We start from the raw sequence: 19,201 nt of genomic DNA, 5'->3' as shown, positions 1-19,201 counted from the left end.
AACCTTTGAGCCTGCCCTTGCAACTCTGGCTCAGCTTTGACCCTGCCAGCATAGACAAGCATTTCGAGTCTGCTGTCCGATTTCCGGGCATTGTGAGTTTTCCGATCTATAGTCTCGATTATTGAAAGTACTCATGGAGCGAGCACGATGAAGCACAAACCTTCAACCGTCGACAGCGCGGTGAAAAAGGCGTTGGACGAAGCACTGCTGCGGTTTTCCAGCAATCAGCACGGCAAAAATGCCAGCTATATCCCCTACTTGGCCTCCGTGCCATCCCACCTTTTCGGCATCAGCATCATGTTCTGTGATGGCACCCATGCCGAGGTAGGGGACACCGATTACGCCTTCGCCATAGAGTCTATTTCCAAGGTATTTACCCTCGCCCGAGTGCTCGATGAGGTCGGGCCACAGGTCTTGCGCAGCAAGATCGGCTGCGACCCAACCGGTGAACCGTTCAACTCGGTGATCGCCCTGGAGCTGCACAAGGGCCGACCGCTCAACCCCTTCGTAAACGCAGGCGCGATGGCCACGGTCAGCCTGCTTGAGGCCGACTCTGCGCAGGCTCGCTGGGACCAGATACAAGCGACTTACAACGCTTTTGCCGGGCGTGAACTGATGCTCAACGACGAGGTTTACCAATCCGAAGCCAGCAGCAATCAACACAATCGCGGGATTGCCTGGCTACTGCAAAGTTACGGCTACATGCATGCCGACCCCATGCAAGTGTGCGATGTCTACACCCGCCAATGCTCGATGTCGATTACCTGTCATGACCTGGTCACCATGGGCGCGACCCTGGCCAACGGCGGCGTCAACCCGGTCACTGACAAGCAAGTTGTGGCAGCCAAAAACGTGGCACCAATCCTTTCCGAGATGACCTTGAATGGTCTCTATGACACCACTGGCGACTGGTATTACAAAGTCGGCCTGCCGGGTAAAAGCGGGGTCGGTGGCGGGATTCTGGCTGTGGTTCCTGGCGTCTGCGCCATCGCCGCTTTCGCCCCGCCGCTGGATGTGGCAGGCAATAGCGTTCGCGGTCAGTTGGCCGCCGAATATCTCAGCCGCACGCTCAACCTGAGCCTGCTGCACTAATCACGCGAAATGCAGGGAGGCATTTATGACTACCGCCAACAAAACTAAAACTTACATGTCGTGGCTTACCATCTGCTTCATGATGGTTGCAGCCGTTGCCAGTATTCGTTCACTGCCGAGCATGGCCGTGTATGGCCTGGGTTCGGTATTTCTGTATGTCATTCCGGCACTGCTGTTTTTTATCCCGGTCTCGCTGGTGGCCTCTGAGCTGGGGACCGGCTGGAACGGCGGGATTTATGGCTGGGTCAGACAAGCCTATGGTGATCGACCGGGTTTTTTCATCATGTGGTTCATGTGGGTGCAAGTGGTGGTCTGGTACCCGATTGTGCTCGGGTTTGGTGCCAGTACCATGGCGTATCTGATCAACCCGGAACTGGCCAAAAGTGGTGTATTCACGGCTGCTGTCATTATCGTTCTGTATTGGTTATCGACGTTTGTCGCCCTCAATGGCCTGACAACGCTGTCGAAACTGACGTCATGGTTCATGCTGCTGGGCACCGCATTGCCTGCCGCGCTGCTGGTACTGCTCGGCGTGGCGTGGCTAGTGCTGGGGCATAAATCCGCAACACCGTTAACCTGGAGCGCGCTGATTCCGACCATTTTCGATACACACTCCACGGTCAGAACCGGTTCGCACAACCTGCACCCGGACTTATGGCGGGAATTTACCGGCGCCATCACCGGCCTGGTACTGATTGTGAGTAACTTCCTGGCGTTTGCAGGTATCGAAATGAACGCCATTCATGCCCGTGAATTGCGCAACCCGCAAAAAGAAATGCCGCGGGCGATTCTTTTGGCCTTCTTTATGATCCTGCTGGTGTTTATCCCGCCGACCGTGGCGATTTCGCTGGTGGTTCCCGCTGACTCAACCAGCCTCACCGCTGGCGTTATTCAGGCTTATGCCGCCTTCTTTGCAGGCTTCAATATGCCGTGGGCAACGCCGATCATGGCCATTCTGCTGATTATCGGCGCCTTGGGCGGGGTTTTGGCCTGGACTGCCGGGCCATCTACAGGCCTGCTGTTTGTCGGCAAGGCCGGGATGCTTCCACCCGTGATGCAAGAAGTGAACAGCAAAGGGGTGCAAAAAAATATTCTGTACTTGCAGGCCGTGATCGTCACGCTGCTGTCGACGATCTATATCTTTCTCGACAACGTATCGGATGCCTTCTGGATGATCAGTGCGATGGCGGCGCTGATGTACCTGATCATTTACGTATTTATGTTTATGGCTGCCATGAAGCTGCGCAAGACACAGCCCAATGTAAAACGTGGCTATGTGCTCAAGGGGCTGCATGGCTGGTGCTATCTGGGCTTGATGTCGACGTGCGTGGCGCTGATTTTCGGCTTTATTCCGCCAAATAATTTCAGCAGCATGCCGTTTTTTGAGTATGCCGGGATTTTGTTGCTGGGATTGGTCGTCGCAGGGACGCCGCCGTTTATCTTCTATGCGCTGCGCAAGCCTTCGTGGCAGATGGTGCCCAAGGCCGAGTCAGATCAATATTCTGCAGCATTGCAGGATCTGCAAGATGCGGATACCAAGGCCGCAAGTACCAGCCCAAGCCTGGTTACAGCTCCGCCAGCGGCCCCAAGCGTAAGCTGAGGCCCTTTGTAGTCGCGGCTGCGAGGCCTCACTGCGGTTCGTCAGATGAACCGCGTTATGCACATCGCAGCCTGCTTACCTTGCCAGCGACTACAGGCCTGGTTTTCTGCAGGCATAAAAAAAGCGTCCCGAAGGACGCTTTTTTTATGGTGTCTGATGCGGTTGGCATCAGTACCTTATTTTCTACACCCATTACTGCTGGGCAGAAAATGGTCGGGGTAAGGGGATTCGAACTCCTGACATCCTGCTCCCAAAGCAGGCGCGCTACCGGACTGCGCTATACCCCGGTAAAAAAAAGGCACCTTCAAGAGGCGCCTTCTGCGATCAGTGCTTTTGGCCTCTGATCTTAAGATCTAACTCCAGGGTTAACTGGAGCCAAAAATGGTGGGTCGTGTGGGATTCGAACCTACGACCAATTGGTTAAAAGCCAACTGCTCTACCAACTGAGCTAACGACCCAAAAATGGTCGGGGTAAGGGGATTCGAACTCCTGACATCCTGCTCCCAAAGCAGGCGCGCTACCGGACTGCGCTATACCCCGGCTTGAAAATGGCTCCACGACCTGGACTCGAACCAGGGACCCAATGATTAACAGTCATTTGCTCTACCAACTGAGCTATCGCGGAACTACATATTTCAATCTACAACGTTGTTGCTTTACTGCTTTGCAACACTCTTCGAGTTCTTCGCATCGCTGCGTTGGCGTCTCTGAGGTCGGCTATTCTACAAGCTTTAAAACCCTTGTCAACCCTTATTTTTCGTTAGAAGACAATTACTTAGCTCTTCTAGCGGGCTTCTCGGTTTGGGCCAAGTTGCCGTTGCGGGTGACTTACTGCGGGGCGCACTTTACTCGCGTTTTCCTTATAGATCAACACCCTAAATAAAAAAAAGGCCTCGCAATGCGAGGCCTTCCTTAAAGCACCACTTTCAAGCCTTATGCAAAGACGATTTCGTCGTCCTTCACGGTGGCTACCACAGTAGTGCCTGGCAAGAACTGACCGGACAGAATCAGCTGTGCCAACGGGTTTTCGATCCAGCGCTGGATCGCACGTTTCAGAGGGCGTGCGCCATAAACCGGGTCGTAACCTACCGCTATCAGTTTATCCAGAGCCTCCTGACTCAGCTCAAGGCTCAGGTCACGCTCAGTCAGACGGCTGCGCAGACGACCCAACTGGATCTCGGCGATGCCGGCAATCTGATCACGGGCCAGAGGCTCGAAGATCACCACTTCGTCGATCCGGTTCACAAACTCCGGACGGAAGTGGGTGCTTACCGCATCCATCACCGCTGCACGCTGTGCTTCACGATCACCAACCAGCTCCTGGATCTGTGCAGAGCCCAGGTTGGACGTCATCACGATCACCGTATTGCGGAAGTCCACCGTGCGACCATGACTGTCAGTCAGGCGACCGTCTTCAAGCACTTGCAGCAACACGTTGAACACGTCCGGGTGAGCCTTCTCGACTTCGTCCAGCAGGATCACCGAGTAAGGCTTGCGCCGTACTGCTTCGGTCAAGTAACCGCCTTCTTCGTAACCTACATAGCCCGGTGGCGCACCAATCAATCGAGCCACGGAATGTTTCTCCATGAACTCGGACATATCGATCCGCACCATCGCCTCTTCAGTATCAAAGAGGAACTCGGCCAGCGCCTTGCACAGCTCGGTTTTACCCACACCGGTCGGGCCAAGGAACATGAACGAGCCGCTTGGGCGGTTCGGGTCACTCAGGCCTGCACGTGAACGGCGTACCGCGTTGGACACAGCCACAACCGCCTCGTCCTGACCAATCACGCGCTGATGCAGCAAGCTTTCCATCTTCATCAGCTTGTCGCGCTCGCCTTCGAGCATCTTGGAGACCGGGATACCCGTCCACTTCGATACCACTTCAGCGATTTCCTCTTCGGTCACCTTGCTGCGCAGCAACTGGTTTTCAGTTTTGCTGCTGTGCTCATCGACCATTTGCAGGCTGCGCTCCAGGTCGGGAATGATCCCGTACTGCAACTCGGCCATGCGGTTGAGGTTACCGCTGCGGCGTGCCACTTCAAGCTCCTGGCGCGCTTGCTCGATCTTCTGCTGGATCTGCGCAGAACCCTGCACTTCGGCTTTTTCCGAGGTCCAGATTTCTTCCAGGTCAGAATACTCGCGCTCAAGACGCTGGATTTCTTCCTGCAGTTTCTCAAGGCGCTTTTTCGCTGCCTCGTCTTCTTCTTTCTTGAGTGCCTGCGCTTCAACCTTGAGTTGAATCAAGCGGCGCTCCAGACGGTCCAGTACCTCAGGCTTGGAGTCGATCTCCATGCGGATACGGCTGGCCGCCTCGTCGATCAGGTCAATCGCCTTGTCGGGCAACTGACGATCCGTGATATAGCGATGGCTGAGCTTGGCCGCGGCAATGATTGCACCGTCGGTAATAGCCACCTTGTGGTGAACCTCATAACGCTCTTTGAGGCCACGCAGGATCGCGATGGTGTCTTCTTCGCTCGGCTCTTCTACCAGTACTTTCTGGAAACGACGCTCAAGCGCTGCGTCCTTCTCGATGTATTGGCGGTACTCGTTGAGCGTTGTGGCACCTACACAGTGCAACTCACCCCGCGCCAGCGCAGGCTTGAGCATGTTGCCCGCGTCCATTGCGCCCTCGCCCTTGCCGGCACCGACCATTACGTGCAGTTCGTCGATAAACAGGATGATTTGCCCTTCCTGTTTCGACAGCTCGTTGAGCAATGCTTTAAGACGCTCTTCGAACTCACCACGGAACTTGGCACCAGCAATCAACGCACCAATGTCCAACGACAGCAGGCGTTTGCCTTTGAGGCCGTCAGGCACTTCGCCGTTGATGATCCGTTGGGCCAGACCTTCGGCAATCGCGGTTTTACCCACGCCAGGTTCACCGATCAGTACCGGGTTGTTTTTGGTACGACGCTGCAAGACCTGAATGGTGCGGCGAATTTCATCGTCACGACCAATGACCGGGTCGAGCTTGCCTTCTTCGGCGCGCTTGGTCAGGTCGATGGTGTATTTATCCAGCGCCTGACGCGACTCTTCAACGTTCGGGTCGTTGACCGCTTCGCCACCGCGCAAGTTGTTGATGGCGTTTTCCAGGGCTTTCTTGGTGACACCTTGGCCCAGCAACAGTTTGCCCAGCTTGCTGTTGTCGTCCATGGCCGCCAGCAACACCATTTCGCTGGTGATGTACTGATCGCCTTTTTGCTGCGCCAGCCGGTCTGCCTGGTTCAACAGACGCGCCAGATCCTGCGACATATTCACGTCGCCAGTAGGATTCTGGATTTTTGGCAGCTGATCGAGCTCTTTAGCCAGTTCTTTGCGCAGGCTGTTTACATCAAAACCGACTTGCATCAGCAGCGGCTTGATCGAACCGCCCTGCTGTTCCAGCAATGCTTGCATCAAGTGAGCAGGCTCAATGGCCGGATGGTCAAGGCCTACGGCCAAAGACTGAGCATCGGACAACGCCAATTGCAGCTTGCTGGTTAATCTATCTATACGCATTCGTCACCTTCCTTATGAGCAGGCCGGAGGGATGGAAACTCCTGAATGAAGAAACCTGCCAGATACCTTAGTAGATGCGGGCAATTACGGGAGTTTCAAGCGCTTGAAAAATGACGCAAGTCAGCTGGACGGTCTTTCGATCCAAACCAGTGATGCAAAACGGCCAGTACGAGGACTGCGCCGGTAGGAGTAAAAGCGAGGGTCGGTCACGGTGCAAAAACCGCCACCGTATACGGCGTTGATGCCGAAACGGGCCAAGCGCAAACGCGCCAGCTCATAGATGTCGGCCATGTAGCGCCCGGCATTGGCGCTGGGCACAAAGGCTCCAGCCGCTTCTGGCATGTCTGTAACAAAGACTTCCCGAACCTCTGCGCCAACCTCGAACGCCTTGGGGCCGATGGCCGGTCCCAGCCACACAAGAATCTCTTGCGGTTCAACATTTAGGCTTTGCGCTGCGGCTTCAAGCACCCCCGCTGCAAGCCCGCGCCAACCGGCATGGGCTGCTGCAACGCGAGTGCCTGCACGATCGCAAAACAGCGCAGGCAAGCAGTCTGCCGTCATTGCCGTGCAGGCAATACCGGGAGTGGCCGTCCAGCTGGCGTCGGCTTCAACAATCAGTTCAGGGTTGGCAGGTGCGACTACAACCCCGTGAACCTGGCTGAGCCAAGCGGGCTGTACGTCAAAAATATGGGTAAGGCGCTGGCGGTTATGCGCAACAGCGACAGGGTCGTCGCCCACATGGTCGCCCAGATTGAAGCTGTCGAACGGCGCCAGACTGACGCCGCCCGCACGAGTGGTCACACAGGCCCTGATGCCTGCCGGCGCAGGCCAGTCAGGAATCAGGAAGGTGTTCACCCGATGAATGCCTCGCGGTCTTGCTTGAGCAACGTCAGCAACCAGACAAAATCGTCCGGCAGTGGCGATTCCCAGCTCATGCGCTTACCGGTCGTCGGATGATCCAGCTCCAGGAAACGAGCATGGAGCGCCTGACGCGGGAAAGTTTTCAGCGATTCGACCATCGTCACACTGGCAGACGGCGGAATGCGGAAGCGACCACCGTAGGCAGGGTCTCCGACCAACGGGAAGTTGATATGAGACATATGTACACGAATCTGGTGCGTACGACCGGTTTCCAGCTTGACCCGTACATGGGTGTGGGAACGGAAACGCTCAAGCACACGGTAATGACTTACCGCCTGCTTGCCGCCTTCCATTACCGCCATGCGTTGGCGCTGCTGGCCGTGACGACCGATGGGCGCGTCGATCTTGCCCCCGGCGGTGACAACACCGATAACAATGCACTCATAGATCCGGCTGACACTGCGGCTCTGCAACTGTGTAACCAGTTGCGTCTGCGCCTGGATGGTCTTGGCGACCACCATCAGACCAGTGGTGTCCTTGTCCAGGCGATGCACGATCCCAGCACGCGGCACATTGATAATGTCCGGTATGTGGTGCAGCAAGGCGTTGAGCAAAGTGCCACTGGCATGCCCCGCAGCCGGGTGCACCACCAGGCCCGCGGGCTTGTTGATGACCAGGATGTCATCGTCTTCATAGACGATATCCAGGGGGATGTCTTCAGCGATCCACTCACCCTGGGCTTCCTGCTCTGCAGTCAGCTCCAGGATGCAACCACCGTGCACAATGTCACGGGGGCGTATGACGGCTCCGTCCACAGTAAGGCGGCCATCTTTGATCCAGGCGGAAAGGCGCGAGCGCGAGTGCTCAGCGAATAATTGTGCGGCGACTTGATCGAGGCGTTGGCCACCCAGTTCGGACGGCACCTCTTCGCGAAGTTGAATTTTCTCGGACATGCTCATCAGGACCGCGCCAAGCCTTTGGTTTCGGCTGCGCGCTTGTGGTTAAATACGGCGTCTTTTGCCCCGAGGCTTTTCACGGGGCGCTCATCATAACAGGACGGACCCGCCCAAGACAGCGGCCGTCATAGGGACGCAAGCCGCCATGCAAGTGAGACACCTGCTGCTGATCGCCATCCTCGCACTGACTGCCGCTTGCTCGTCAACAAAAGAAGTAGTTGACGAAAACCTCAGCGAAGTCGAGCTGTACCAGCAGGCACAGGCCGACCTGGACAACCACAGCTATACCAGTGCTACCGCCAAACTCAAGGCTCTGGAGTCACGCTACCCGTTCGGTCGCTACGCCGACCAAGCCCAGCTTGAACTGATTTACGCCTACTACAAAAACTCCGAACCCGAAGCGGCCAAGTCGGCTGCAGAACGGTTTATCCGCCTGCATCCACAGCATCCCAACGTTGATTACGCCTATTACCTTAAAGGCCTGACCTCGTTTGACCAGGACGTGGGCCTGCTGGCGCGCTTCCTGCCGCTGGACATGACCAAGCGCGATCCTGGCGCTGCACGTGACTCTTACAACGAGTTCGCCCAGCTCACCAGCCGCTACCCCAACAGCCGTTACGCACCAGACGCCAAGCAGCGCATGATTTACCTGCGCAACCTGCTGGCAGCGTATGAAATCCACGTAGCCGATTACTACCTGACTCGTCAGGCCTATGTAGCTGCTGCCAACCGTGGTCGCTATGTGGTCGAAAACTTCCAGGAAACCCCTTCGGTCGGTGACGGCCTGGCGGTAATGGTTGAGTCTTACCAGCGCATGCACCTCGACCAGTTGGCCAACACCAGCCTTGAAGTGCTCAAAACCAACTACCCGGACCACCCAAGCCTGGTTGACGGTCAGTTTGTTCCGCAGACTTCCGAATCGGACAACCGCTCGTGGCTGAGCAAGGCCACCTTGGGCCTGATCGAGTCCACTACGCCGCTGCCACCGGGTGAAACCCGTGCCAACATGGACATCCAGAAGCAGTATCAGGACGCCAAGGATGCAATCCCGGCTGAACTGAAGCCAAAGGATGCTGACGGCAATGTGATACCAGAACCTGAAGCGGAAGGTAAAAGCCGCTCATGGTTCAGCTACATGACCCTTGGCCTGTTCGACTGATTGTTCAGCGCCAAAAAAAAGAGCCCTTCGGGGCTCTTTTTTTATGTTTGATTTGGCGCTGTGCGCCTGCCAAGTCCTTGGCTAAACTGGCGCATCTTTTCTCGAATAGCGAATAACCATGCTTCGTTTACTGATCTGGGCTGCTCTGATTGCTGCGGGCGTGTGGCTCTGGCGCAAATACAAAGCCGTTGCGGCCGATACCAAAAAACCGGTCGAACCGGGCGTCCTACCGATGGTGCGCTGCGCCCACTGCGGCGTACACCTGCCCCGCGACCGGGCACTGAGCCAGCAACAAGACTGGTATTGCACCCAGCAGCATCTGGAGCAAGGGCCAATGCCACGGGGCTAGTTCCCCTGTAGCCGCTGCCGCAGGCTGCGATAAAGGCCGCAGGACCTTCAATACTTCAGAGTCGCTGCGCAATTCATCGCAGCCTGCGGCAGCGGCTACAGCGCAAGCCTTAAATTCGCCCCTCTGGCGCATAAGGCGCCGGATCGATGATCGGCTCACGGCCCAGTAGCAAATCAGCAAACAACTGGCAGGATGCCGGCGCCAGCACCAGCCCGTTGCGATAATGCCCACAGTTGAGCCACAACCCGCCAAAGCCCGGCACCCGACCAATATACGGAATGCCTTCCGGCGACCCCGGGCGCAAGCCAGCCCAATGCCCCACCACTTCTGCATCAGCCAATGCTGGGATCAACTCGACCGCGGAGGCCTTCAGGCTCTCAAGGGCTGTTTGAGTCGGGGTTTTGTCAAAACCTTCGTGCTCCAGCGTGCTGCCGATCAGGATATGACCGTCGCGACGTGGGATGGCGTAACGCCCTTTGGCCAGCACCATGCACGACAAGAAGTCGGACGCGCACTTGTACAAAATCATCTGGCCTTTGACCGGTTCCACGGGTAGCTCAATACCCAAGCCACTCAACAGCTCCCCGCTCCATGCACCCGCCGACAGCACCACTTCGTCGCCGCGAATCTCACCTTGAGTGGTATTCACACCGGCAATTTTTTCGCCTTCATGAATAAACCCCAGGACCTCGCACTGCTCATGAATCGTGACATTGGGCATGGCCTGCAGCGCAGCCTTGAGCGACTTAACCAGCCGCGGATTGCGCACATTGGCTACATCGGCCATATAAATGGCGCGCGAATAACCGCCACCCAACACCGGCACAGCATCGCCAACCGCCGAGATATCGGCCGTTGCAAGTGGCCTGCCCTCACGCTGGGCCCACTCCAGTGCCTGCGCCTCATCATCCAGATCCAGCCAATACAGGCCGGTGGTATGCACTTCTGGATCGACCCCCGTAGAGGCGAACAAACGCTCGGCCAATAGTGGGTAAAAATCCTGTGACCAGTGGGCCAGTGCCGTGACCGCACAGTTATAGCGCCACGGATAAAGCGGCGAAACAATCCCTCCGCCCGCCCATGAAGACTCCTGCCCTACACCACTACGGTCCAGCAGAACCACCTGCTCAACATCAGCGGCCAGATTAAACGCAGTCAGCAGGCCGATAACCCCACCCCCGACAATCACTACCCGTTGCTGCCTAGCCATCTATTAATCCAGCCCGTGATTCAAAATTAATCGTTAGCGCCCCCAGCACTGATGCAGTGTCAGGCCCGGGGCGGCCTGGGTAATCGTTGCCAAACCGGTATGAGCCAGCATAAAGCTCCCGCATGGATCACCCGCCATTGCCGAACCCGCTTTAGGCGTTGCCGTCAGCAAGAAGGCGTGATCTGCGAGATCGATCGTAATGTCGTAGTACTGATTACCTGAACTGAGGTCTTGCACGCCGCTATATATCGCGTTTTTTGTATAAAAGCGCTCAAGACTTTGGGCTTGCGTCGTTAACAGGACAACGATTTGAGAGCGATACGCCCGCTTCACATAATCGCCATACAGCGGATAAACGAATGCACCAAGGATACCGATGATCACCACAGCGATCATCAGTTCGATCAAGGTAAAACCTGCTCCACGTCTATACATTGCGTATTCCCTATTGCAGCTGCCGCCACATAACCCGGCGAAAACGCTGGGGGGCATCCTCTTCAGGACCGTCATACACGTCCTGATAACGTGCATAAATACTCTCCAGCACCGTACGCGACTGCCCGCGCAAGCCAATGCCGGTAACTCGATACAAACGGGTCGTGGTGGTCACCGGGAAATGCCCTGGAGTAACACTCGGCCCAAGGTTCTGCATGCCATACAACCCATCCGCAACGCCTACCCAAAGCACCCCTGATACCGGATCAAGCGCTGGCACTACCTGAGAGCGGGCCTCTGCAGGCGGGTTACAGCCGGCTGGCGAAGTGCACGGCACTAATCCGACCCATCCGTCCAGAAGCCAGGATTCACCACTGTTTAGCGCCGCTTCCGCAGCCTGGAATGAGTGATGGGCACGCTGAATGGCTGCAGCCATTTTTTCCTGCTGTGTTGCGCTGACCATGGAAGCCAGGCCCGTCAGGCTGAGCAGCAACATAAATACCAGGCTGACCAGCAGCACCATCCCACGCTGAGTACTTAACGAAAAAAACATGGGCGGCCCTAAACCCGTCTATTACGCAAAGCGACAACCAACTGATATGCCTGATCCTTGACCCGCCCCCCAGGGTCTCGCAAGGTCAGGCCGATACGTACGCTACGGATACTGGAAACATTGGCCGGACGGTCCTCATAGCGCATCACCGACTGCGCACCTGCTACGCCAAAACTCACATCAAACGCAGCCACATTATCGAGCAGCACTGTTTTATTGGGCCCGGTTTTCAACTGCCCACTCTCGAAGCGGTAAAACAACTCACGCAAGGGGAAAGCCATTTCACCAAGGGCCAAAGATAATCGCGCGCCAGGGTAGGCTTTTGCGAATGTTGTGCAGTCCGACACCACCGTCCAGTCAGGCCTGCCCGCCTGACGCCCCATGTCCGCAGTGATCATGCGAAACGATTTGCCATGCCCGGAAACAGGCGTTTTAAACACCTCCGGTGCATCAATGATGCGATCAACCGGAAGGCAGCCGAACATGCCCACCATGCGAATTTCACGCGCCATTTTGCTCAGCACATAGCGCGCATCCTCTTGCAGCATTGCCGATGAGCGCTGGCTCAAGTAGGTGGCGCGACTGCTTAAAAAAACTTGTGCCAGCCCCAACACCACCAGCGAACCCAACGTCAATGCCACCATCAGCTCGATCAGGCCAAACCCCGAATTCGGCCTGTTCATAATGCTTTTGCCGTTGCATGGCGGTTCAGGGTCGGATTCACGGCGGCCCGCACCTGATCCCGTGTGCTGTAGGCAATAAAACTGGCCTGGGTACTTGTTAGCGCGCTGGTGGTGTATTTCAGGGCATTGAGCTGCATACCGGCAGAACCCAACAGGCTGATAAACAGAATCAACAGCGCAATCAGCACTTCGATCAGGGTCATTCCAACTTGTCGGCTTTTATTTAATCGAGGCATGTGAACCCTCCATGTCTATGACGACAACGACACATCCTGTGTCGCCCAGCCAAAAGCCTAGCGCCAGTTACAGCCCCCACTGGTAGGACGATGCCAAGCAAGACAACACGATTATTCACCTGACTTCGTGAGCCGTAGCCGGTCAATAACGCCACAAACATGATGAAACTATTACCGGGGATCCGCAGATTCCGCTTCAGCTATACCGATAACACATGCCAGAAAATATCCAGGGAGGACACTGTGCACCAACGTGGCATGAGCCTGATCCAGTTACTGCTGGCACTGACGATCGTGGCGATCGCTGCCCGATTTTCCAGCCCGGTCTATAGCGCGCTCACTGAAAATCAACGGCACCAGGTCGCTGCCGAACAACTGGCCAGCAGCCTGCGCAGCGCACGTACCGAAGCACTGCTACGTCATCAATATGTAGTGATTTATGCGCTAGAGGGGGACTGGAGCCGAGGTTGGCGGACTATTTTGGACCTCAATGGCCAGAGCCATCTGGACAAGAGCAACCCGGTACTGAGCGAAACCCAAGTCAGTGGACGCATACCCATTGCGGGAAATACGCCAGTTAAAAACCATGTGCGTTTCAACCCGTTGGGCGAGCCTCTGCTAAGTGGGGGCGCCTTCCAGGCAGGGACGCTGCACGTTTGTCAGGCCAGGACTGCACAGAGCCACTTTCAGGTGGTACTGGCAAAAAGCGGGCGTATCAGCCTGCGCAGCGATCAGGCTGCACAGGCGTTATGTGCAAAAGCTTAGGTGATTGCGCGAACACGCAGTTCCTTGGGCATGGAGAACGTAATGTTCTCTTCGCGGCCGGCCAGCTCATCGGCACCGGTTGCGCCCCAGGCATGCAACTGTTGGATCACGCCACGTACCAGAACTTCAGGGGCCGAAGCACCTGCCGTAATACCAATGTTCTGCACACCGTCGAACCAGCTTTTTTGCAGATCTTCGGCTCCATCGATCAGATAGGCCGGCGTCTTCATACGTTCAGCCAGCTCACGCAGGCGGTTGGAGTTGGAGCTGTTCGGGCTGCCCACCACCAACACGACATCGCACTCATCGGCCAACTGCTTGACCGCATCCTGACGGTTTTGCGTCGCGTAGCAGATGTCGTCCTTGCGCGGCCCGCCAATGGCTGGAAAGCGCGCGCGCAGGGCGTCGATGACACGACTGGTATCGTCCATCGACAAGGTGGTCTGGGTAACAAACGCCAGTTTTTCCGGGTTGGCGACCTGCAGGTTGGCGACGTCTTTTTCGTCTTCAACCAGGTAAATCGCACCGCCATTACCGGCGTCGTACTGACCCATGGTGCCTTCAACTTCAGGGTGACCGGCATGGCCGATCAGGATGCACTCACGACCGTCACGGCTATAGCGCGCAACTTCGATATGCACTTTGGTCACCAGCGGGCAGGTAGCGTCAAATACTTTAAGACCACGCCCTGCAGCTTCTGTACGTACGGCCTGGGAAACGCCGTGAGCACTGAAAATCACAATGACATCGTCCGGAACCTGATCCAGCTCTTCAACGAAGATCGCGCCACGGGAGCGCAGGTCTTCGACGACAAATTTGTTGTGCACCACTTCGTGGCGAACATAGATAGGCGGACCGAAGACTTCCAGAGCACGATTGACGATTTCAATCGCACGGTCCACCCCAGCGCAGAAGCCACGGGGGTTGGCGAGTTTGATATGCATACTAGGCCTCGTGGGGCGCGCAGAAAAATAATGCCTATCAGGCCCGGCCGCAGCCGGGCACTGAGTTACAGCGCTTTAACGTCTTTGATTTCAACCTCGAAGGTCAGGGTTTTGCCTGCCAACGGATGATTGAAATCGATAGTTACTTGTTCATCGTCAAAGACTTTGACCACACCCGGAAGCTCGGTATTGGCCGCGTCGTTGAAGATCACCAGCAACCCCTGCGACAACTCCATGTCCTTGAACTGCGAACGCGCAATTATCTGCACATTTTGCGGGTTAGGCTGGCCAAAGGCGTTCTCTGGAGGAACTTCCAGCGTGCGCTTGTCACCCGCCTTGAAACCGAACAATGCAGCTTCAAAACCTGGAAGCAGGCTGCCATCACCAACCTTGAAGGTGGCCGGGGATTTGTCGAAGGTGCTGTCGACGGTGTCGCCATTCTCCAGGCGCAAAGCGAAATGCAGAGTGACTTGTGTGTTTTGGCCAATGCGTTGCTCAGTCATGAGCGGGCTCTCCGGACTTTTTACTTTTGAACATATCCAACGCCAGCATCACGGCACCTACACAAATCGCACTGTCGGCGAAGTTGAAAGCAGGGAAGTACCAGCGATTTTGCCAATGCACCAGAATGAAATCGACTACATGGCCGTAGGCAATGCGGTCATACAGATTACCCAACGCGCCACCCAGAATCAGTGCCAGCGCGATGGCCAACCAAGTGTCATTGCGCCCAAGGCGCTTGAGCCAAACCACCAGCACAGTACTGACCACTACAGCAATCAATGCAAACAACCAGCGCTGCCAGCCAGCACTGTCAGCCAGAAAGCTGAAGGCCGCGCCAGTGTTGTAGGCCAGGGTCCAGCTGAAGAGATCAGGGATCACCACAATTTGCTGGTACATCTGCAGCGAGTTGTCGAAATAGACCTTGGTGGTCAGGTCAATGACCAGGACCAGCAAGGTCAACCAGAGCCAGCCCAGGCGCCCGAAGCGCCCGGTAGTGCTGGTATTAGGCATAGTGACGTACCTCGCCGGCGCCGCTGATGTTGTCGACGCAACGGCCGCAGATTTCCGGATGCTCCGGGTTCACGCCGACATCTTCGCGGCAATGCCAGCAGCGCGCGCACTTGGCGTGAGCCGACTTGACCACTTTGAGCTTGAGGCCCGCTACTTCGGTAACAACCGCATCCACAGGCGCCAGCGAGAACGGTGCAACGCTGGCAGTGGAGGTGATCAGCACGAAACGCAGTTCGTTGCTCAGCTTGGACAGGTCCGCGGCCAGTTGATCTTCGGCGAACAAGGTGACTTCAGCCTGCAAGTTGCCGCCAATGGCTTTGGCTGCGCGCAGGTTTTCCATCTCTTTGTTGACCGCAACCTTGACCGCCATGATCCGCTCCCAATAGGCGCGATCCATTTCGGTGCCTTCCGGCATTTCAGTCAGGCCTTCATACCAGGTGTTGAGCATGACCGATTCGTTGCGCTCGCCTGGCAGGTATTGCCACAACTCGTCAGCGGTGAACGACAGGATCGGAGCGATCCAGCGCACCAGCGCTTCGGAGATGTGGAACAGTGCGGTCTGGCACGAACGACGGGCCTTGCTGTCAGCGCCGGTGGTGTACTGACGGTCCTTGATGATATCCAGGTAGAAACCACCCAGCTCCTGCACGCAGAAGTTATGCACCTTGGAGTACACGTTCCAGAAACGGTATTCGCCGTAATGCAGCTCAAGCTCGCGTTGCAGCAACAGAGCGCGATCCACAGCCCAACGGTCCAGGGCCAGCATTTCTTCGGCTGGCAGGATGTCGGTAGCCGGGTTGAAGCCGGTCAGGTTCGACAGCAGGAAGCGCGCGGTGTTACGGATACGCCGGTAGGCGTCCGCACTGCGTTGCAGGATCTGGTCGGAAACCGCGATTTCACCCGAATAGTCGGTCGAAGCAACCCACAGACGCATGATGTCAGCGCCCAAGGTGTCGTTGACCTTCTGCGGTGCAATCACGTTGCCCAAAGATTTGGACATTTTGCGGCCCGCCTCGTCCACGGTGAAACCGTGGGTCAGCAGTTCACGGTACGGCGCGTGGTTGTCGATGGCACAACCGGTCAGCAACGACGAGTGGAACCAGCCACGGTGCTGGTCGGAACCTTCGAGGTACAGATCGGCACGCGGGCCGGTCTCGTGACCCATCGGGTGCGAACCGCGCAGAACGTGCCAATGCGTAGTGCCCGAATCAAACCAGACGTCCAGGGTGTCAGTGATCTTGTCGTACAACGGCGCTTCGTCGCCCAGCAGCTCGGCGGCGTCCATTTTGAACCAGGCTTCAATGCCTTCGACTTCAACGCGCTTGGCCACTTCTTCCATCATTTCGACGGTGCGTGGGTGCAGCTCGCCGCTTTCCTTGTTCAGGAAGAACGGAATCGGTACGCCCCAGTTGCGTTGACGCGAGATGCACCAGTCAGGGCGATTGGCGATCATTGAGTGCAGGCGGGCCTGACCCCATGCAGGAACAAACTGAGTGTCTTCGATAGCCTTGATCGCACGGGTGCGCAGGGTATCGCCGGCAGTCGGCTCTTTGTCCATGCCGATAAACCACTGCGCGGTTGCGCGGTAGATCAGCGGAGTCTTGTGGCGCCAGCAGTGCATATAGCTGTGGCTGATGGTTTCGGTAAACATCAGCGAGCCGACTTCGATCAGCTTGTCGATGATGTTCTGGTTGGCCTTCCAGATGAACTGGCCACCGAAGTACTCCAGCGACGGCACATACACGCCATTGCTTTGCACCGGGTTGATAATGTCGTCGTTGACCATGCCATAGGCTTTACAGGTCACGAAGTCGTCTACGCCGTAAGCCGGGGCGGAGTGAACCACGCCAGTGCCAGCGCCCAGCTCAACGTACTCGGCCAGATAAACTGGCGACAGACGGTCGTAGAACGGGTGACGGAAGTTGATCAGCTCCAGCGCAGCACCGGTTGTGGTGGCGATGACCGAACCTTGCAGGTTGTAGCGGGCAAGGCTGGATTCAACCAGTTCTTCAGCCAATACCAGCAGTTTGTCGCCTACGTCGACCAGCGCGTAGGTGAACTCCGGGTGCACGTTAAGCGCCTGGTTGGCCGGAATGGTCCACGGGGTGGTGGTCCAGATCACGATCGAGGTTGGCTTGCTCAGAGCTGCCAGGCCAAAGGCCTCAGCCAGCTTGGCTTCATCCGCAATCGGGAACGCGACGTCGATGGCGGCCGATTTTTTGTCCTGATATTCAACTTCTGCTTCAGCCAGGGCCGAACCGCAGTCGAAACACCAGTTCACAGGCTTCAAGCCTTTAAATACGAAACCGCCTTTGACGATTTCGGCCAAAGCACGGATTTCACCGGCTTCGTTTTTGAAGTCCATGGTTTTGTACGGGTTGGCGAAGTCACCCAGCACACCCAGGCGGATGAACTCGGACTTCTGGCCTTCGATCTGCTCAGTGGCATAGGCACGGCACAGCTCGCGGGTTTTATCCGCGCTCAGGTTTTTACCGTGGGTCACTTCGACCTTATGCTCAATTGGCAGACCGTGGCAGTCCCAGCCCGGCACGTACGGCGCGTCAAAACCCGAAAGGGTCTTGGAGCGGATGATCATGTCCTTGAGAATCTTGTTCAGCGCATGACCGATGTGAATCGTGCCGTTGGCGTACGGAGGACCGTCGTGAAGTACGAACTTCGGACGATCCTTGCCAATCTCGCGCAACTTCCCGTACAGGCCAATGCTGTCCCAGCGCTGCAAAATTTGCGGTTCGCGCTGTGGCAGGCCGGCCTTCATTGGGAAGGCGGTGTCCGGGAGGTTTAGCGTGGCTTTGTAGTCGGTCATTTCAGGCTCTTTTTAAGCGGTTGACCCAGCCAATAGGCTCGGGCGGCGGCGACGTCCGCATTGATCGCCGTCTTGAGCGCCTCCAGGGAGGCGAAACGCTGCTCATCACGCAGCTTGTGGTGGAATGCCACAGTCAAACGCCGGCCATACAGATCACCGGCGAAATCCAATAGATGTACTTCAAGATGGGCGCTGCCATCCCCTGCTACGGTTGGCCTGACGCCAATGTTGGCGACGCCGGGCCAGGTTTTACCATCGATCTCGACGCTGGCCAGGTAAACCCCGGTCAACGGAACACGACGACGCTTGAGCTGGATATTGGCTGTCGGCGTACCTAATTGGCGCGCCAGTTTTTGCCCGTGCAATACCCTGCCAGCAATTTGAAAAGGACGCCCCAGCAAACGTTCTGCGAGGGGGAAATCTGCGACGGCCAAGGCATCGCGCACCTTGGTGCTGCTGATGCGTACGCCATCAAGTTCGACCGTTTGCGCGGCCTCGACGGTAAAGCCCTGCATCAGGCCTGCTTGCTGTAAAAAGTCGAAGTCGCCCACGCGGTCGCAGCCAAAACGAAAGTCGTCACCGACTTCCAGATGTTGCACACCCAGGCCGTCCACCAGAATGGTGTCGACAAACTCGGCAGCGCTGAGCTTGCACAAGCGTTGATTGAACGCCAGGCACAGCACCCGATCAACCCCGGCGTCCGCCAGCAGCTGCAGCTTGTCGCGCAGCCGGGCCAGACGCGCCGGGGCTGTTTCGGGGGCAAAGAACTCGCGCGGCTGCGGTTCGAAAATCACCACGCAGCTGGGCACGCCCAACTCCAGTGCACGCTCACGCAGCCGGCCCAGGATAGCCTGGTGACCACGGTGTACACCGTCAAAGTTGCCAATAGTGGCGACGCAGCCCCGATGCTGGGGCCGCAGATTGTGAAGGCCTAGAACCAGCTGCATAACGCGCTTCTTGCTCATAAAGTGGTCGATTATAACCACACCCAGCCCGGTACGACAGGCAACAGCGCAAGG

The 19,201-nt window shown here is 56.8% G+C and carries 18 protein-coding genes and 4 tRNA genes; 5 read left to right on the top strand and 17 right to left on the bottom strand.

Annotated features, from left to right (window positions below; translation table 11 throughout):
• The first annotated feature begins 147 nt into the window (after nucleotides 1-147).
• Nucleotides 148-1,092: a glutaminase A gene (gene glsA / locus U5A05_RS04065; protein ID WP_261740920.1), complete on the top strand. Its 945-nt coding sequence runs from the start codon at nucleotides 148-150 to the stop codon at nucleotides 1,090-1,092.
• 25 nt (nucleotides 1,093-1,117) lie between these two features.
• The gene (locus U5A05_RS04060; RefSeq protein WP_261740919.1) at nucleotides 1,118-2,692 is read left to right on the top strand and encodes an APC family permease; all 1,575 of its coding nucleotides are present in this window, start codon (nucleotides 1,118-1,120) and stop codon (nucleotides 2,690-2,692) included.
• 210 nt (nucleotides 2,693-2,902) lie between these two features.
• Here the strand turns inward: U5A05_RS04060 and U5A05_RS04055 are convergent.
• The 7 genes from U5A05_RS04055 to rluD all read right to left on the bottom strand — a co-directional run bounded on the left by U5A05_RS04055 (nucleotide 2,903) and on the right by rluD (nucleotide 8,007).
• Nucleotides 2,903-2,979: transfer RNA gene (locus U5A05_RS04055), tRNA-Pro, on the bottom strand.
• A gap of 95 nt (nucleotides 2,980-3,074) precedes the next feature.
• Nucleotides 3,075-3,150: transfer RNA gene (locus U5A05_RS04050), tRNA-Lys, on the bottom strand.
• Between the two features lie 5 nt (nucleotides 3,151-3,155).
• Nucleotides 3,156-3,232, bottom strand: a tRNA-Pro gene (locus U5A05_RS04045).
• 9 nt (nucleotides 3,233-3,241) lie between these two features.
• Nucleotides 3,242-3,317: transfer RNA gene (locus tag U5A05_RS04040), tRNA-Asn, on the bottom strand.
• Between the two features lie 308 nt (nucleotides 3,318-3,625).
• Entirely contained in the window at nucleotides 3,626-6,193 is a 2,568-nt protein-coding gene (gene clpB / locus U5A05_RS04035; protein ID WP_261740918.1) for an ATP-dependent chaperone ClpB, read from the bottom strand.
• Nucleotides 6,194-6,313: 120 nt separating this feature from the next.
• Complete coding sequence (pgeF, locus tag U5A05_RS04030) at nucleotides 6,314-7,048, bottom strand: peptidoglycan editing factor PgeF (RefSeq protein ID WP_321835813.1); 735 nt, start codon at nucleotides 7,046-7,048, stop codon at nucleotides 6,314-6,316.
• Nucleotides 7,045-8,007 (bottom strand): 23S rRNA pseudouridine(1911/1915/1917) synthase RluD, encoded by a 963-nt coding sequence (rluD, locus tag U5A05_RS04025; protein WP_261740916.1) that lies wholly within the window; start codon nucleotides 8,005-8,007, stop codon nucleotides 7,045-7,047. Before rluD ends, pgeF begins: the two co-directional genes overlap by 4 nt.
• A 148-nt stretch (nucleotides 8,008-8,155) precedes the next feature.
• Here rluD and U5A05_RS04020 point away from each other — a divergent pair, with 148 nt between their 5' ends.
• Together U5A05_RS04020 and U5A05_RS04015 are read left to right on the top strand one after the other, a co-directional pair.
• Nucleotides 8,156-9,169 carry an outer membrane protein assembly factor BamD gene (locus U5A05_RS04020; RefSeq protein ID WP_261740915.1) on the top strand — a complete coding sequence of 338 codons (1,014 nt, stop codon included), beginning with the start codon at nucleotides 8,156-8,158 and terminating at the stop codon, nucleotides 9,167-9,169.
• A gap of 118 nt (nucleotides 9,170-9,287) precedes the next feature.
• Nucleotides 9,288-9,518, top strand: a complete 231-nt coding sequence (locus U5A05_RS04015) for a PP0621 family protein (protein WP_321835812.1) — start codon at nucleotides 9,288-9,290, stop codon at nucleotides 9,516-9,518.
• A 109-nt stretch (nucleotides 9,519-9,627) separates the two neighbouring features.
• On the opposite strand, the gene thiO is transcribed toward U5A05_RS04015, so the two are convergent.
• The 5 genes from thiO to pilV are packed head-to-tail and all read right to left on the bottom strand — an operon-like array spanning nucleotide 9,628 to nucleotide 12,635.
• Entirely contained in the window at nucleotides 9,628-10,728 is a 1,101-nt protein-coding gene (thiO, locus tag U5A05_RS04010) for a glycine oxidase ThiO (protein WP_261740913.1), read from the bottom strand.
• 33 nt (nucleotides 10,729-10,761) lie between these two features.
• Nucleotides 10,762-11,163 (bottom strand): type IV pilin protein, encoded by a 402-nt coding sequence (locus U5A05_RS04005; RefSeq protein ID WP_261740912.1) that lies wholly within the window; start codon nucleotides 11,161-11,163, stop codon nucleotides 10,762-10,764.
• A gap of 10 nt (nucleotides 11,164-11,173) precedes the next feature.
• Entirely contained in the window at nucleotides 11,174-11,716 is a 543-nt protein-coding gene (locus U5A05_RS04000) for a pilus assembly PilX family protein (RefSeq protein WP_321835811.1), read from the bottom strand.
• An 8-nt stretch (nucleotides 11,717-11,724) separates the two neighbouring features.
• On the bottom strand, nucleotides 11,725-12,399 hold the full coding sequence (locus U5A05_RS03995) for a PilW family protein (protein ID WP_321835810.1): 675 nt from the start codon (nucleotides 12,397-12,399) through the stop codon (nucleotides 11,725-11,727).
• Nucleotides 12,396-12,635: a type IV pilus modification protein PilV gene (pilV, locus tag U5A05_RS03990; RefSeq protein ID WP_321835809.1), complete on the bottom strand. Its 240-nt coding sequence runs from the start codon at nucleotides 12,633-12,635 to the stop codon at nucleotides 12,396-12,398. The genes U5A05_RS03995 and pilV overlap by 4 nt, the downstream gene beginning before the upstream one ends.
• Nucleotides 12,636-12,878: 243 nt before the next feature.
• Here pilV and U5A05_RS03985 point away from each other — a divergent pair, with 243 nt between their 5' ends.
• The gene (locus U5A05_RS03985) at nucleotides 12,879-13,400 is read left to right on the top strand and encodes a GspH/FimT family pseudopilin (RefSeq protein WP_321835808.1); all 522 of its coding nucleotides are present in this window, start codon (nucleotides 12,879-12,881) and stop codon (nucleotides 13,398-13,400) included.
• Here U5A05_RS03985 and ispH read toward each other — a convergent pair.
• The 5 genes from ispH to ribF form a co-directional block, all read right to left on the bottom strand.
• The gene (gene ispH, locus U5A05_RS03980) at nucleotides 13,397-14,344 is read right to left on the bottom strand and encodes a 4-hydroxy-3-methylbut-2-enyl diphosphate reductase (RefSeq protein ID WP_261740908.1); all 948 of its coding nucleotides are present in this window, start codon (nucleotides 14,342-14,344) and stop codon (nucleotides 13,397-13,399) included. The genes U5A05_RS03985 and ispH overlap by 4 nt on opposite strands.
• 65 nt (nucleotides 14,345-14,409) lie before the next feature.
• Nucleotides 14,410-14,847 (bottom strand): FKBP-type peptidyl-prolyl cis-trans isomerase, encoded by a 438-nt coding sequence (gene fkpB / locus U5A05_RS03975; protein ID WP_261740907.1) that lies wholly within the window; start codon nucleotides 14,845-14,847, stop codon nucleotides 14,410-14,412.
• On the bottom strand, nucleotides 14,840-15,358 hold the full coding sequence (gene lspA / locus U5A05_RS03970; RefSeq protein WP_261740906.1) for a signal peptidase II: 519 nt from the start codon (nucleotides 15,356-15,358) through the stop codon (nucleotides 14,840-14,842). Before lspA ends, fkpB begins: the two co-directional genes overlap by 8 nt.
• On the bottom strand, nucleotides 15,351-18,182 hold the full coding sequence (ileS, locus tag U5A05_RS03965) for an isoleucine--tRNA ligase (RefSeq protein ID WP_261740905.1): 2,832 nt from the start codon (nucleotides 18,180-18,182) through the stop codon (nucleotides 15,351-15,353). Before ileS ends, lspA begins: the two co-directional genes overlap by 8 nt.
• Nucleotides 18,179-19,129: a bifunctional riboflavin kinase/FAD synthetase gene (gene ribF / locus U5A05_RS03960; RefSeq protein WP_261740904.1), complete on the bottom strand. Its 951-nt coding sequence runs from the start codon at nucleotides 19,127-19,129 to the stop codon at nucleotides 18,179-18,181. The genes ileS and ribF overlap by 4 nt, the downstream gene beginning before the upstream one ends.
• Nucleotides 19,130-19,201: the final 72 nt, after the last annotated feature.

Origin of the sequence: Pseudomonas kulmbachensis (assembly GCF_963681935.1) — a bacterium.
GTDB classification, from domain to species: Bacteria; Pseudomonadota; Gammaproteobacteria; order Pseudomonadales; family Pseudomonadaceae; genus Aquipseudomonas; species Aquipseudomonas kulmbachensis.
This window is presented reverse-complemented; position numbering and strand designations above follow the sequence as displayed.